This is a genomic window from Nostoc sp. C110 (genome assembly GCF_043099725.1).
Lineage (GTDB): Bacteria > Cyanobacteriota > Cyanobacteriia > Cyanobacteriales > Nostocaceae > Nostoc > Nostoc muscorum_A.
The window spans coordinates 4,051,918-4,065,912 of sequence record NZ_CP171148.1 but is presented as its reverse complement, the minus strand read 5'-3'; the positions used below and the strand labels follow the sequence as shown (position 1 = coordinate 4,065,912).

General features: G+C 41.0%; 12 protein-coding genes. 7 read left to right on the top strand and 5 right to left on the bottom strand.

All coding sequences use genetic code 11. The annotated features are described in order from the left end of the window. Nucleotides 1-204 precede the first annotated feature (204 nt). Complete coding sequence (locus ACFFRD_RS22850; protein ID WP_114082471.1) at nucleotides 205-618, top strand: AbrB family transcriptional regulator; 414 nt, start codon at nucleotides 205-207, stop codon at nucleotides 616-618. Between the two features lie 69 nt (nucleotides 619-687). Here the strand turns inward: ACFFRD_RS22850 and ACFFRD_RS22845 are convergent, their stop codons facing one another. Further along, nucleotides 688-2,592, bottom strand: coding sequence for a chloride channel protein (locus ACFFRD_RS22845; protein WP_190963313.1), 1,905 nt, complete (start codon nucleotides 2,590-2,592; stop codon nucleotides 688-690). Nucleotides 2,593-3,063: 471 nt separating this feature from the next. On the opposite strand from ACFFRD_RS22845, the gene ACFFRD_RS22840 reads away from it, so the two are divergent. After that, entirely contained in the window at nucleotides 3,064-3,450 is a 387-nt protein-coding gene (locus ACFFRD_RS22840) for a hypothetical protein (RefSeq protein WP_114082473.1), read from the top strand. Between the two features lie 160 nt (nucleotides 3,451-3,610). On the opposite strand, the gene ACFFRD_RS22835 is transcribed toward ACFFRD_RS22840, so the two are convergent. Continuing rightward, a complete protein-coding gene (locus ACFFRD_RS22835) occupies nucleotides 3,611-3,823 on the bottom strand; it encodes a hypothetical protein (protein ID WP_392477617.1) in 213 nt (70 codons plus the stop codon). 6 nt (nucleotides 3,824-3,829) lie between these two features. Beyond that, nucleotides 3,830-4,027 (bottom strand): hypothetical protein, encoded by a 198-nt coding sequence (locus ACFFRD_RS22830; protein WP_392477615.1) that lies wholly within the window; start codon nucleotides 4,025-4,027, stop codon nucleotides 3,830-3,832. Nucleotides 4,028-4,786: 759 nt separating this feature from the next. Between ACFFRD_RS22830 and ACFFRD_RS22825 the strand changes: the two genes are divergently transcribed. After that, entirely contained in the window at nucleotides 4,787-5,398 is a 612-nt protein-coding gene (locus ACFFRD_RS22825) for a hypothetical protein (RefSeq protein ID WP_190936697.1), read from the top strand. Between the two features lie 100 nt (nucleotides 5,399-5,498). Here the strand turns inward: ACFFRD_RS22825 and ACFFRD_RS22820 are convergent, their stop codons facing one another. After that, nucleotides 5,499-5,867 (bottom strand): hypothetical protein, encoded by a 369-nt coding sequence (locus ACFFRD_RS22820; protein ID WP_012409416.1) that lies wholly within the window; start codon nucleotides 5,865-5,867, stop codon nucleotides 5,499-5,501. A gap of 213 nt (nucleotides 5,868-6,080) precedes the next feature. Between ACFFRD_RS22820 and ACFFRD_RS22815 the strand changes: the two genes are divergently transcribed. Continuing rightward, entirely contained in the window at nucleotides 6,081-6,317 is a 237-nt protein-coding gene (locus tag ACFFRD_RS22815) for a hypothetical protein (RefSeq protein WP_392477613.1), read from the top strand. 491 nt (nucleotides 6,318-6,808) lie between these two features. Then, nucleotides 6,809-8,713, top strand: coding sequence for an ArnT family glycosyltransferase (locus ACFFRD_RS22810; protein WP_392477611.1), 1,905 nt, complete (start codon nucleotides 6,809-6,811; stop codon nucleotides 8,711-8,713). 72 nt (nucleotides 8,714-8,785) lie between these two features. Here ACFFRD_RS22810 and ACFFRD_RS22805 read toward each other — a convergent pair whose 3' ends face one another. Then, the gene (locus ACFFRD_RS22805) at nucleotides 8,786-12,136 is read right to left on the bottom strand and encodes an ATP-binding protein (protein WP_392477609.1); all 3,351 of its coding nucleotides are present in this window, start codon (nucleotides 12,134-12,136) and stop codon (nucleotides 8,786-8,788) included. Between the two features lie 673 nt (nucleotides 12,137-12,809). Between ACFFRD_RS22805 and ACFFRD_RS22800 the strand changes: the two genes are divergently transcribed. Both ACFFRD_RS22800 and kaiB read left to right on the top strand, forming a co-directional pair. Then, complete coding sequence (locus ACFFRD_RS22800) at nucleotides 12,810-13,391, top strand: KaiA family protein (RefSeq protein ID WP_392477607.1); 582 nt, start codon at nucleotides 12,810-12,812, stop codon at nucleotides 13,389-13,391. A 108-nt stretch (nucleotides 13,392-13,499) separates the two neighbouring features. Beyond that, nucleotides 13,500-13,814, top strand: a complete 315-nt coding sequence (kaiB, locus tag ACFFRD_RS22795) for a circadian clock protein KaiB (protein ID WP_114082480.1) — start codon at nucleotides 13,500-13,502, stop codon at nucleotides 13,812-13,814. Nucleotides 13,815-13,995 lie beyond the last annotated feature (181 nt).

Below are 13,995 nucleotides of genomic sequence, written 5' to 3'. Positions count from 1 at the left end.
ATATATATAGCGATCAGCATTGCCAGCATTCTCTAAAATAGATTGTCTTGACAATATTGTTAATGGCATAACAATTGTGCATCTGAGTGTAATATACTTGGCTAGGTTGAGATAAAAACTAAAGGATTATGTTCCTATTAGCTCAACCTCAGCTAAAATAAAATCGATTCCAACACTTCAAACATCCATTTTTGATCTAAGTTGATGCCTAAACAGAAAAAAATTGAACCCTTACTCGGTGAAGAACTGCTCAAAAAAGTCAAAGAGCTAGAGAGCGAGAGCAAAGAAGACAAAGCCAAGAAGTGCGGCTACTATACCGTTACTAAAAATGGTATAGAGCGCGTCAATATGATGAAGTTCTTAAATGCCCTAATTGATGCTGAAGGAATTCAGTTGGACAGTACACCAAGTGCTAATGGGCGTGGTGGACGTAGTGCTAGCTATAGAATTAGTGTGCAATCGAATGGTAACTTACTTATAGGTTCAGCTTATACAAAACAGATGAATCTGAAACCAGGAGATGAATTTATCATCACTTTAGGCAAAAAACACATTCGTCTGAGACAGGTAGATCCAGAAGATCGGGAAGGTGATGAAGCCATAGAAGCCACAGCTTAATAAATGGTCATTAGTCAATTGTCATTTGTCCTTTGTGAAAACCAATGACTAATGACCAATGACCAATCACTAATGACTAATAACTATATCTGTAGTGGGTAAGACTGGTAAATAGTGGCGAAGTGCCTTGCGCGTAACTGCTAAATTGCAGGTTAAGGCAATTTGCTCTTTTTCTAGTAAACCCAAAATGCGATCGGGTTTGTCTCGTGCTACCACTGGTAATTGATGTAAACCTCGAAGACTCATACGATCTAAAGCTTCAGATAATAGTTCATCTTGCCATGCATAGAGAATTTCAGTAGTACAAATATCTATGAGAGTTTGACTGGATAAATTATCTGGAATTTCAGTTAGTGAATTCGGGTAACTTTGCCAAAGAGCAAGGGCACGGTTAATATCTTCTAGAGAGAGTATACCAACTAATTGCTCGGCTGCATCAATTACTAAAGCACTCCGGGTGCGATCGCGAATCATTTCTACAGCTGCATCTAAAACTCCAAGGGTTGCAGGTAATTTTTTTGGATAGGGGTGCATAGCATCTTCTACTAAAATTTGCTGCACAATTTCCGCTTGTTCATCTTTCAATTCCGAAAGACCAATTTGTTGTAGATTAGAGTTAGAGTTAAAAGTTGGTTTAATCCTTTCTACTAGCCAAACACTCAAACCCACAGCTGCCATCAACGGTAAAACAATCCGATAGTCACGGGTTAATTCAAAGAGCATTAAAATAGCCGTTAACGGCGCTCTGACACTAGCAGCTAATACTGCTGCCATTCCTACCATTGCGTAAGCAGGGGGAGCCGCCATTTGATTGCAAATAGTCGGGAATGCCACAGCTAAAAGTTTGGCATACGCTGAACCAAAAGAAGCACCTAAAAACATAGCTGGTGCAAACAAACCACCGATAAAACCACTACCTGCACTAATTGCAGTCATCAGTAGCTTTACCACCAACAGCACCACCAACAAGGAGAGTGGAAACTCCACATCCTGAAGCATTGCTTCTACAGTTTCATAACCCACACCCAGAATTTGTGGGAAATGCAAAGCAACTGCGCCAATTATCACACCGCCAATAATGGGATGAATTGGCTCAGGAATTCGTCCCAAAAAGGCAAAACCTCGAACCTTTCCGGCAAAGCAGGCTTTTGCTAAACGAATTAATTGAGTATAAGCCAGAGAAACAAGGCTGGCCCCTAAACCCAAGCCAAGATAAAGGGGTAATTCCAAAGGACTGCGGACTTGGTAAGCAGGTAAATCAAAAGCAGGTTGTGCCCCCAAACCAATTTGGGCAATTAATGCTGCTACCACCGCCGCTAATAGCACCACACTCACCGCAGAAGTAGCAAAAGATGTCGCTCCCATCACCACTTCTAAGGCAAAAAATACTCCAGCAATGGGAGCATTAAATCCCGCCGCCAGGCCAGCCGCCGCGCCAGCACCCAACAACAAACGTTGTCGCTCTTGAGATACATTGAGGATTACAGAGAACAACATCCCAAAATTTGCGCCAATTTCAACACTCGGCCCCTCTGGCCCCAAAGAAGCACCGCTCCCCAAAGAAACAGATGCGGCCAGCATTTTCGTAACTGGTCGTAGTGGTCGCTTAATCTCTGTTCCCTGAGAAGCGGCGATGAGAGATGAAAGTCCAGGGCCAAAGTCTTGAGTGCGCCAGCGCATCAAGCCAACGATTAACCCGCCAAGGGTGGGAACGCAGGCTAAAGTCCAAGCACCCCAGACACCGATTTGACCCATTAAATTTTCCAGCATCAACTGGTGAATCAACTGGATTAAATAGTGAAAGGTGACTACACCCATACCCGTACCACCGCCAATGAGCATGGCTAAAAACAGGACAACTGTTTCTGGGGATGGTTGAAAACGATTAATTAGGTGAGCTAAATGAGCAGAAGGTGTAGGAAATGCAGGTTGTTCCGTTACCTTCCTCAGTTGAGTGGGAGGCAGGAGAGTCATTGAGAGGCGGGGTAAATGTAAGAAAAAATTTAAATTTTTATCTGTTACTTCTCATTGTGAGCCATTATTTAGCAACCAGACAAGTAGACTTTATTTGCTTAATTTACAAAGCTTTAGCAAAAAATGTCATTGTGCAAAATTTTTGTGGGGAGAATGGTTAAATGGGAGACAATTGTTATTTGAGGGGCAAAGATCCCTGGTGGGGTGCGAGTGAGCGCCAACACTATTTTTTCTAGAGACAACAAAGTTTTTGTGGTCTGGGTGGGTACACCTGCAAACATTAACTAGGAGTCATCCTTGCCTAAATCTAGCTATACTCGTGTTGCGACCATTGAGCCATCCTTGGTAGTAATACAATGTATGTATGATTTATGGCTGTTGTCAGACCATACTTGGAAGTCTGCTAAGTATTGATCGATTCAATATAGCTATTCTTATAGAGCGAGTAAATGGACTAGGCGGACGAGGTAAATGAATATACACACCTTTGATAATCATTATGTTACTTGCCCAATTTGCCAAAGAAATGCCACTCCCAAACCAGTTAAAACGCGCATGGGCTTGTTTTGCTGTCCCTATTGCCAGGAAAGGCTAGTAGTTTGCCAAAGCGGTCATTATGTACGCGATCCATTTACTTGGAGACAACTGATGATTGCTTCGTCGCTACGTCGTCAAAGCCGACCTTTAGCTAGGATTATCAGAGATTTTGTCTTGCTCAAGCGTCCGATGGTAGCCTTGGCTGTAGGAAGTGCCATTTTCTTTAGTGCGATCGCCCTAACTCAAGAAAAGACAAGTTACGAGCGCCAAATCTCTCCTACAACAGAGAAAGTTAATCAACCAGGAAATAAATCTCAGTAAATGGATTACTTTGGTATAAATCAAATCTTACTTTGATTTTTGTAATATTATAACTAAATACTTTTATGAAACCGTGTCTTATTACCCCAAATAGGACGCGGTTTTACATATATATCAGCAAAAAATATTGGCGATCGCTCTCTTTTCGATTTACTGACTATTAGCCTTTTCTAGCTGCTAAACGGGTATAATCTCCCAGCCATTGAGACTTTTGAACCTCAGATTTTAAGCTAAAAAGCCCCATTTCTACCAATCCAATGATGACACTTTTGCGCCATAATGATTTTCTCTGACGTGTCCTCGATATTTGCGATTGCTCATAATAAGCTTCTATAGAAATATCTGTCAATAACTGTAAATTCAAGTCACGCATTATTTCCTACCGAAATTTTAGATGCGATCGTAATAGTTCTTTAGGTGCTACTCCCTGTTTAACAAAAATTATTCTCCTTGGGCGGCGTAAAAAGGCATAAAGAATAGCTTGATTAGAAGAATTATCTCTAAAACTAACTGACCATTCTTGCTCTAAAGCACTCTCAATCGCACAAAATACTAATGAACGCCCAGGTGCTTGCATAACTTCTGCAAAACAAAGATGTTTTGGATGGGAAAAAAGTCTAGTAAAAATAACGGAAGATTCTGACAACAGTTCTAAGTCATTAATTTTAATAAAACCGACAGATTCTAAAGCCTTGGTGTAGTGGTTGAAAGTCTTAATATCTATTTGAGAACGAACTTCTAACTGTGTAGGTACAATTTTTAACTTGCTAGAAATATTTAAATAAATAGTATTTTGATAAATATTTCAAAGAATATAAGAAATGGTAGTATTAGGACAAATACATAACAAATATCTGCCGGAATAAATTCTAGAGTCAGTAAATACTGGAGTATTACTTTACCGACAAAAGCGTTCCAAATAAACCAAAAGCTAAAAGCCGATATCTGTGTAATTATTTTTGTTTTCATAGCTTGATATGTTTGGGTATTAAAATGAGGCTTTCTGGTAAATAGCCTTATACATTACTATTACCAGCATCCTCAATTCCTCTGTGTATGGTTCCCAAAAAATCAATAGCTCAAACATTAAAAGACAAGATTTTCTACAGATACTTCCAAGCTTTTTATTCTTCTGAATAGAACCACACTTTCTTTAGTAAGCGGGGTTCCTACCGACACCTTCATAGCGCTATGGTCGAGACTTCCTAGCGCCAAGAGAAAAGATTTGGCTTCGCGGAACGATCGCTACGACCCATTGAAATAATCTTGCTGAAAAACGGGAAGACTATGGTTACTCCCTAATAGAGAAATTTCCATGAAAGTCGTGAATCGAAAAATGCTCAAAAAATCCCTGCTTAACTGTTTAATTTTGCCTTTTTCTCTAGTACCTTGGCTCTGCGTGGGAACGCTTTTTGATTCCCAAGCCAATGCTTTACCAGGGCAAAGTACAGAGGAAGTAGGCACTTGGATTAAAGCACATCCTACACTCCGCCCTAGGAGTGGGGAGTTATTGTTTGTGCAAAAGACTGATACTGCTGCTCAACGATTCACTTTTCAAGCGTCGGTATTGCCCCCTGGTAGGGTGCAATTTTCTAAAGACCGTGGCACAATTCGTAGTGAGCGCATTTCCATGTATGATGCCATTAACGGCATGACCTTTGCGCGTCTCCAGGAATCCTTGCGGGTGATTTATGGCTTGGAGATTTATCAAGACTACGATCGCGCCCAGGTAGTTTACCAGTATCCCAACCAGAAGGTAGTTAACTCAGCGCGTCTAGCCAAAACTCCCATTCGGGAAGCTTTAAAGGGAGAATTACGAGTAGGCGATCGCTATGTATATTGGGTGGAAATTGCTCAACCCAAGAGTGGCAAAGCTTTTACCGGGCAAATGACGGTTTTGCTCAAAACTGACTTAGACAAGTTAGAAGGTGAACTGCAAATTCGGTAATGGGCATTGGGCATTGGGTATGGGGCATTAATTATTCTTCCTCACTCCCTCATCTTCCTCTGCCCCTGATTTTCCACATACAAGTTACTGAAATGGTGTTCTATAGTTTCCCTAGGCTGATGGGAGCTAGGGTTTGCCATATACCTGAAAAGATACTTTCAGATGCTAAGGAAATTCGTAGTAAATCTTCCTTTAGTAGTGGTGGCCAATCTATGCCAGCTTTACGCCCTGCGGCAAATAGCTGTTGTGCCTTAATGCTTAACTGATAAAGGGCTAAAGCCAGTTCTCGGTCTAGGGTCTTTGCATCTTTAAGGGCTTCAAACACCACTTTCAATGCCAACAAAATTGAAGTGATCTGACCGGGTACCGGCGGTTTCCCCTGTTTCATACGCGTTAACAGCGCATCTGGGTTTTCCTCGGTTGTGATTGTCTGATCTATGAGGAGTTTCCGAGCTGTTTCGTAATTCATGTAGTCAGTTTAGCGTACATTTTGCTTCAGCAGTAATACCTAATTAAAAAGTCATAAAATTGGCTTCTAGTTATTTATAGCAATCTCATTTGATTTATGAAAAGATAAGCTTGGGAAAAATGATGCAGAATTTGCGATGCTATAGGTTAACCAGATAGACTGACATATAATAATATCTTTGAAAAATACGCCCCGCTTGGAATCAGAAGCAAAATGATATCACTGAATTTACTAGAAATTGAGCGCTCAATCCGTGCCTTGTCTGTAGAAGAGCAACTTTGGCTACTAGAAAGCATTGCTAGACAAATCAGAGAAAGTGAATATACAAAAGATAAATTTGCTGATGTCAAAAATCAGGAAGAACAACTGGAATTAATGGTTGATGAGCCAAAGATTTCAACAGAAATTGCTGCAATCAATGATGAATTTGCAATTTCTGAAATCCTCTGATATGTAAAAGTAAAAATTATGAGTTTGCCAGATTTAAAAAGTCAAATATACAAGTTATAGGTGAGCGATCGCTTAGAGGATGTTTGAGAAGTTACTAGTTAAGATAACCCCTGCTCTTGAGAGCGGGGTTTTGTACTTGATGCGTAATCCTAATGAGGTAAATTATCCGTCTTTCAAGTCACTGCCAACTAAAGTAAGCGTAGCTCAACCTGGGCTACGCTTATTTTTATCCTGCTTTCAGTAGTGCATTTATTGTCTAATTTGTCAATTAAGAAATTCTGAAATAGGGCTTAGGAGCAAGCTCCACGGTGATAATTTGTTAACCTCTTCGGTTTTTCTAGCAGCTTCGAGCAACTGGTATTGTTCCAAGCCGAAGAAGTGTAGAGTGTTAAGTGTTAAGCGTTAAATAAAAAAAATTTGAATTTGAGCCTTGGAAGAACAAAAGATAGATAATCAACGACTATTGAGTAGTGATTGTTGACTATTGACTAATGAGTATGAAATTGAGTGTTAAGCACACTGTTGATCAGTGGTTCAACAAAATAGCAAAGAATCCGGCCCTTAGTGTCACTGTGTCGGTTTTGTGGTTAATGGTGGTTGGCTGGATAGCTTTTGGGTGGAATTTGGGCAATATTGGCTTGATTGATGAGACAGAGCCACTTTTTGCCGAAGCTTCCCGCCAGATGTTTGTCACAGGTGATTGGATAACCCCATTTTTCAATGGTGAAACTCGTTTCGATAAACCTGCTTTAATTTACTGGTGTCAGGCGATCGCATATTACATTCTTGGAGTAAATGAGTGGGCAGTACGCCTTCCCTCTGCGATCGCAGCATTTGGCTTAATTTGTTTAGCTTTTTACACCGTACAGTGGTATTTCGCTAAACAAGATGAATTAGAGCAAGTTTCACGTCCTACTCGCCGCTACTTAACATCTTTTATCGCAGCAGCGCTCATGGCACTCAATCCCGAAACTATTATTTGGGCGAGAACGGGTGTCTCTGATATGCTGCTCACCGGATGTATAGCATCAGCTTTGTTATGTTTCTTTCTGGGCTATGCAGGGAAGGCAGGGAGTAGGGAGCAAGGGGAAGAAATAATAACCAATGCCCAATCCCCAATGCCCCATGCCCTATTCCCTAATAAGTGGTACTTGGCTTGTTATGTGCTAATTGCTGGCGCAATTCTGACTAAAGGGCCAGTGGGAATTGTCTTGCCAGTGATAATTGTTGCCGCCTTTTTGCTTTACGTGGGAAGGTTTAGAGAGGTATTGCGAGAAATGCGCCTCTTCGTGGGTATACTGATAATTCTAGGTTTGTCAGTGCCCTGGTATGCTTTAGTAATTTGGCGCAATGGCTGGAATTATATTAATGCCTTTTTTGGTTATCACAACCTGGAACGCTTTACAGAAGTAGTTAATGGTCACTCAGCACCTTGGTATTTTTACTTTATAGTAGTGTTGCTGGGTTTTGCACCATACTCCGTGTATTTACCAGTTTCTATAATCAGACTAAAGTTTTGGCAGCGATCGCACTGGCGATCCCTTGAACGTTTTCAGCAGTTTGGTTTATTCGCCTGGATTTGGTTTGCTAGCATCTTTGGCTTTTTCTGCATTGCTGTCACCAAACTGCCTAGTTATGTCTTGCCTTTAATGCCAGCAGCAGCGATCCTAGTGACGCTTTTATGGAGCGACTTTTTCCAGGATACAGAAGACAGACAAACATCTCGTGTTTCTTCCTCCCCCACTCCTCCCCTTTCCCCTACTTTTCTCCGAGTGAGTGGTTGGTTGAATGTAATGTTTTTATCAGTTCTAGCAACAGCACTGTTTAATATAACCCATATATTAGGTACTGACCCAGCTATCAGTAACTTTCACGAACTAATTCAAAAATCTGGTTTACCAGTAATAGCTGGCGTAATGTGGTTGATTTGTGCAATTTTAGTTGCTGGTTTCTTACTGAGCCGCCAATGGAACTACATTATTGGAATTAATTTACTAGGGCTGGTGGCGTTTATAATTTTTGTCTTAACGCCTGCTTCGTTTTTTATTGATCGAGAACGTCAATTACCCTTAAGGGAATTATCTGCGGTCATTCTAGAAGCAAAACAACCAAATGAAGAATTGATCATGCTTGGCTTCAAAAAGCCCAGTGTGGTATTTTACAGCCACATTCATGTAAATTATTTAGGACTTCCTCAAGAGGCTATAGAGCATATTAAAAACCAGGCTGCTAAGGGATTACAACCTCCTTCACTGTTGCTGTTGGCTGAACAGAAAAAGTTTTTACAAATGGAATTACAGCCAGATGATTACAAAAGTTTATCTACCAAAGGTGCTTATAACCTAGTTCGGGTTCCTTTTAAGAAAAAGAAAAATGAAAAAATAGACATATCTTAAATTGTCATTAGTCATTTGTCCTTTGCGAATAACCAATGACTAATGACTAATGACTAATGACCAATGACCCAATTAACATTTGCCATTGTAACCATTGACAGCTAAGGCTTGATTGATCTGGTCTAATAGGTCTTCCATTGATATTGATCGCGGTAATATTTGGGTAGCGATCGCACCAACCACAGTCTCTATCGATTCCAAGCTATTCTTCTTCTGCTTGTCAATTTCCTTATAAGCTACCCCAACCGAAGAACTGGTGTCTGGGCGATTTAATCGCTGATTTAGTACCAAAATTGGTGGTAATTTATCTGGTGAATCTCCCAATGTTTTCAGGGCTTTTAGCACATCTTTGTGGATAGCGGATTCTCCTAAACAAATTAGTAGTAAATCAACGCTTTGGTGGCGAATTTGTTGTAACACTTCTGCCCAACAGGGACTCATAGCTGCTTTAAAGCCTGCTGTTTGTAAATACTGAATTAAAGCTTGGAACCACTCAGACCCCCTTTCAGCAGTTTCACTACTAATTGAGCAATTTTTTGCTGTCCGATAACCCTTAGCTGGCTTACGTCTTACTTGTGGGAAATCACGCAGCATTGTCAAATCCACAACCAAGATGTTAGGAGGGCAGCAAATACCAGAAGCAATTTGCAGTACTGATAGTAAGGCATCTGTTTTTTCGATGCGACTGCTGTTGTCTTTGGTAAATGGTGTTAAGTAAGGAAATACAGATAACCCTGGTATCTTAGAAGCTATTAAGGTAGTTGCAACATCGCAAGTAACCAATGGTAGAGCCGCCAAACGTGGGTGCTGGATTAGTTGTTGCAGATAAATTTGGGCGGTGGTAGTTTCGACATCTAGCAAAATGACATCAAACTGCCATACCCGCGCCAAAAGTTCAGCTTGATCTAAGTCATCTACTTCAATCACCCGATGTTCTCGAAGTGAGGGGTGGGGATTAACCGATTCCAATTGGGGATTCACCAACCTGAGAATTCGCAGTGGGGTTTTAGGTGGGATAATGGCGCTATTTTCCAACCCTACCTGCGGAGCTACTTGGGCAGTACATAATTTTTCGAGAACTGGTGCCAATAACTGATGCGCCACTGGCAAACTTAAGAAACCATCGGCTCGGTTAGCAAATGCTTTCTCCTTTTCAGCCCCCGTTGCGGTAACTATTACAGATATATGACGGGTTGCGGTGTCAGATTTTAGTAAAGTCAACACATCCCAGCCTGACAGCAGGGGTAGCAACGGATTCAAAAATATCGCTATTGGTTGCAAGCGCCGAGCTTTTTCGACTGCTTCTGTCCCCGATCGCGCAATTACTACCCGATATCCTAAAGATTTAAGTTTTTCGGTCAAGTCTTCAATATACCGGGCTACTGCCTCGACTACTAAGACCAACCGTTGGGAACTCGCAGGATGATGCTGTGTAGGCGTACTGAGCTGCTGACGAGTGGCTGCGGTGTTTTCCCGTGTCTGTTGATGTCGTGTCTTCTCGTCTGCTCTGATTACCATCTCTGGCTCCGAAAAGCCTGTTTTCGGGGGACTGGGCGGCAGAAGTAGTGTAAACTGGCTACCCTTGCCTTCACGCGACAAGAAGCTGACATCTCCTCCGTGGAGCCGAGCTAAGGCCCGAGTTAATACTAGTCCCAAACCAGTGCCTTCAAATTGGCGGGTGAGGGGATTTTCTAATTGTTGAAATTTTTGAAAAATTAGGTGTTGCTGGTGTTCTGGAATGCCAATACCTGTATCCCAAATTGTAAAGGCAATCCATCCTTCCCAACGACTTACCCGCAGCCCAATTTCGCCGGATATTTCAGTGAATTTAAAGGCGTTGGAAAGTAAATGTACTAGCATCTGGCGCAAGCGCAACTCATCTGCCACCATTTCATCTAAACCTAGTTCAATGGAAAGGCAGAATTGGGGAGCAGATGAACGGGCATTTTCTTGAGGTTGGGATGTTGTTTTAGTAGTTTGAGTGTGGATGGCTTTGGCTTCCGACAAGGCGCGATCGCACACAGCACTAATTTTCACTGGTGTCAGCGTCAAATCCATTTGTCCCGTTTCCATTCGGGTCAAATCTAAAATGTCATTAACCACACTCATCAGGTGGCGGCCACTTTGATGGATTAGTCCTGCATAACGAGCTTGACGCTCGTTAAGTTCTCCTAACTGCTGATCCACAAGCAAGCGCGATAATCCTAAAACGGCAGTTAGGGGAGTTTTGAGTTCATGACTAATACAAGCTAAAAACTCGTCCTTCAACCGATTTAGTTGAATTAAATCGGCATTTTTTGCAGCTAACTCTTTGCAAAGCTGCTGCTGTTCAGTTACATCAGTAGCTAAAACTAACCACAAATCATTGCTGAGTACAACCTCTGACTCAGCACTCATGACTTTAAACTCAGGACTATCTAAGGGAATTTTGGCAAACTGCCAGATTCGCTCCTGACCATTTTGCACTTCCACAACACAGGTACAAGTACCCACTTGACTATCCAAATAGCAGCGACTGTATACAGCATCTGGTGATGCTTGTTGCTGAGTCAGTTCCTCTTCACCACCATATTCATTCTCCCTGCCATTGGGATGAACCTTAATTGCTCGTTGGGTGACATATTCAGATTTTTCGGAGGGCTTAAGGACAAGTATTGCTTCCACTTGTTGCCTAACTCCTTCTGGATCTTTTAAGGCTCCTAATTGTTGCCACCAGGCGGGATTTCGGGCTAACACTTCGCCAGTAGATGTTTGCAACATTAAAGGCCAAGGCAATCTTTCCAGCAACTGTACCAGTGGCTGGTGTCCCAATGATTTTGCTTTATTTGGGGGCTGTAGACCAGCATCATACTCATGGCGCGACCCCTGGATTCCTGAGCTTTGTAAACCAACCATGCGTTCCTTAGCCAGCGATCGCAACAGGCGAGAACTATCCAGCAGACCCAAATATCGACCATCAGAGTCAATCAGCGCCCAATCTAAGTTCTGGTGTTTTTCGGCTTGTGGATAACCCAAGTGCAAGGTTAATTGCTCTACACGCTCAGAAGCTGATATTGTCTGTATTGGCTCAATGAGACCTTGACCCCATGTAGAGAGTGGTTGATGTAAATTTAGATTTTTATTGTCACTATGTGCTAATAATTTTTGGATTAAACGGGCAGAATACAGCAATCCAACGGGGCATTGCTGCTGATTCACTACTACCAAGCGATCGCACTGCTCTTGCTCAAAAATCTCCAGCACCACTGCCAAAGGAGATGTTTGGAGGCAGCTAGCTACGGTTGCCTGAAAGTCAGAAAGCGGGTAATCTAGCATTAACATAGGGCTTTGGGGGTCATTCTTCCTGTGAGAACCTCCGGCATCTCCATCTGCCAACTGTTGATGGTCTTTTCGCCTGAAGCCATATCCTCTAAGAAGACTCATATAAGCAACTCTGGTTATTTCAACGCCATTAAATAAAACAACGGGATTTCCCCTCACGGACACTTGCTTGTGGACGAGTGCATTTTTCCAAGAGGCGACGTTTCTGATTTATAGCAACTAGCCTCCCCAGCGTCTTACTGGTATTTAAACTCCCGATCGATAGTGACGGCTACAACAATTATGGCCCCAAAGATTCGCTTTAGAACCTTGAGGAATTATAATGATTTAGAATCGGACAATCCTTTAAGTTCGTTTAAGTATCTTATCAAGGAGAAAAATTAAAAAATATATCTATTTATATACATAAATACAGATACGCAAACAATAAATTAGGTAGTCTGTCTGTTTATGGCGACAAATACCTCATCATCAAAAATTTACTAAGTCTTAACACTTAGTCGCTGAATTAAGCTTTTGAGTTGCTAGCACAAGCAGGCATAAATAAATATCCAGTTGAAAAAAGCTAAAAAGTTTAAGTTTAGTGCATAAGCTTTCTTACTTTCCCCCTCCAGCAAGAATTGCCTTCTTGCAGTATTTATGAACACAGAGCATTATTTTGGGGTAAAGTCGCCAGTTTACTGCACATCAAGAAGTATTTCCCTAGAAGCGTTAGCCAAACTTATCAGCCCACGTTTCTTGGTCAAGGCGATCAAGGAGATAGATTAAAGAGTAAATGTTATTACCAATATTGATTCTGCAACCTGATATTAACAAATGTTTAAATAATCTAGTTTACTTAGTCAAGCAAAAAGATTGGATTGCTTGGGTGTGGAAATTTATTGACGCGATTATCGCCCAATATTGCTATTTACCTGTTACTGCAACGACCTCTGCAACAATCAACTATTTACCAAATTGGCCGCAACAACATCCAAGTAAGGCATACACTAGCAAGTACGTCTATGTATTTGCCAGCCAGATGCAAAAAAGCCAACAGCATTTTCACGAGATGAATCCAGCCGAAAGGCAAGGATTATTAAGACAGCTTAAATTAGATTACAGTCTAATCCTTATAAATTATTTTACCACAGACAAAACACTCAAAGAAAAAATTGATAAATTCATCAATACTATATTTTATGCTAATATTCCTGTGCCCCAAATAATCGAAATTCACATGGAGGTAATTGAAGAATTTTCTATCCAGCTAAAATTAGAAGGAAGAAGCAATGAAACCTTACTTGATTACCGCCTGACGTTGATAGATATATTGGCTCACTTGTGTGAAGTCTATAGGAGTTCGATTCCTAAATAAAATAAGTTTATTTATTAATAATTAACTTAGAACAAGCTAACACTGTTAGTTATTACCAACGTGCGAACACATCTTGTCTTTCTACTATCATAACTAGCCTGTAAATATATGATTAAAGCCAAAAAAACCTACGTTCTCAAGCTTTACGTAGCAGGGAACACCCCTAATTCAGTTCGGGCATTGAAAACACTCAAAAATATTTTAGAACAGGAGTTTGAAGGTGTTTATGCTTTAAAAGTGATCGATGTATTAAAAAGCCCACAACTAGCAGAAGAAGATAAAATATTGGCAACGCCAACATTATCCAAAATTTTGCCTCCACCCGTTCGCAAAATTATTGGCGATCTCTCAGACCGAGAAAGAGTATTGATTGGACTAGATTTGCTTTATGAAGAACTGAGTGAAGCAGATTTTGAAGAGTAAAATAATTAATGATACAAGATCGCGTTTATAAAGTAAATTTTAACTATGTAGGGTAGCCATTATATTGCTCTAGTTCAGATAGCTTTACTACCCTTTATCCTAGAGCATTACAGCAAAATATTTATTTTTGCTATTTTTTTGTCAGATTGTTACCTAACACACCCTACTTGCTTAACATTTA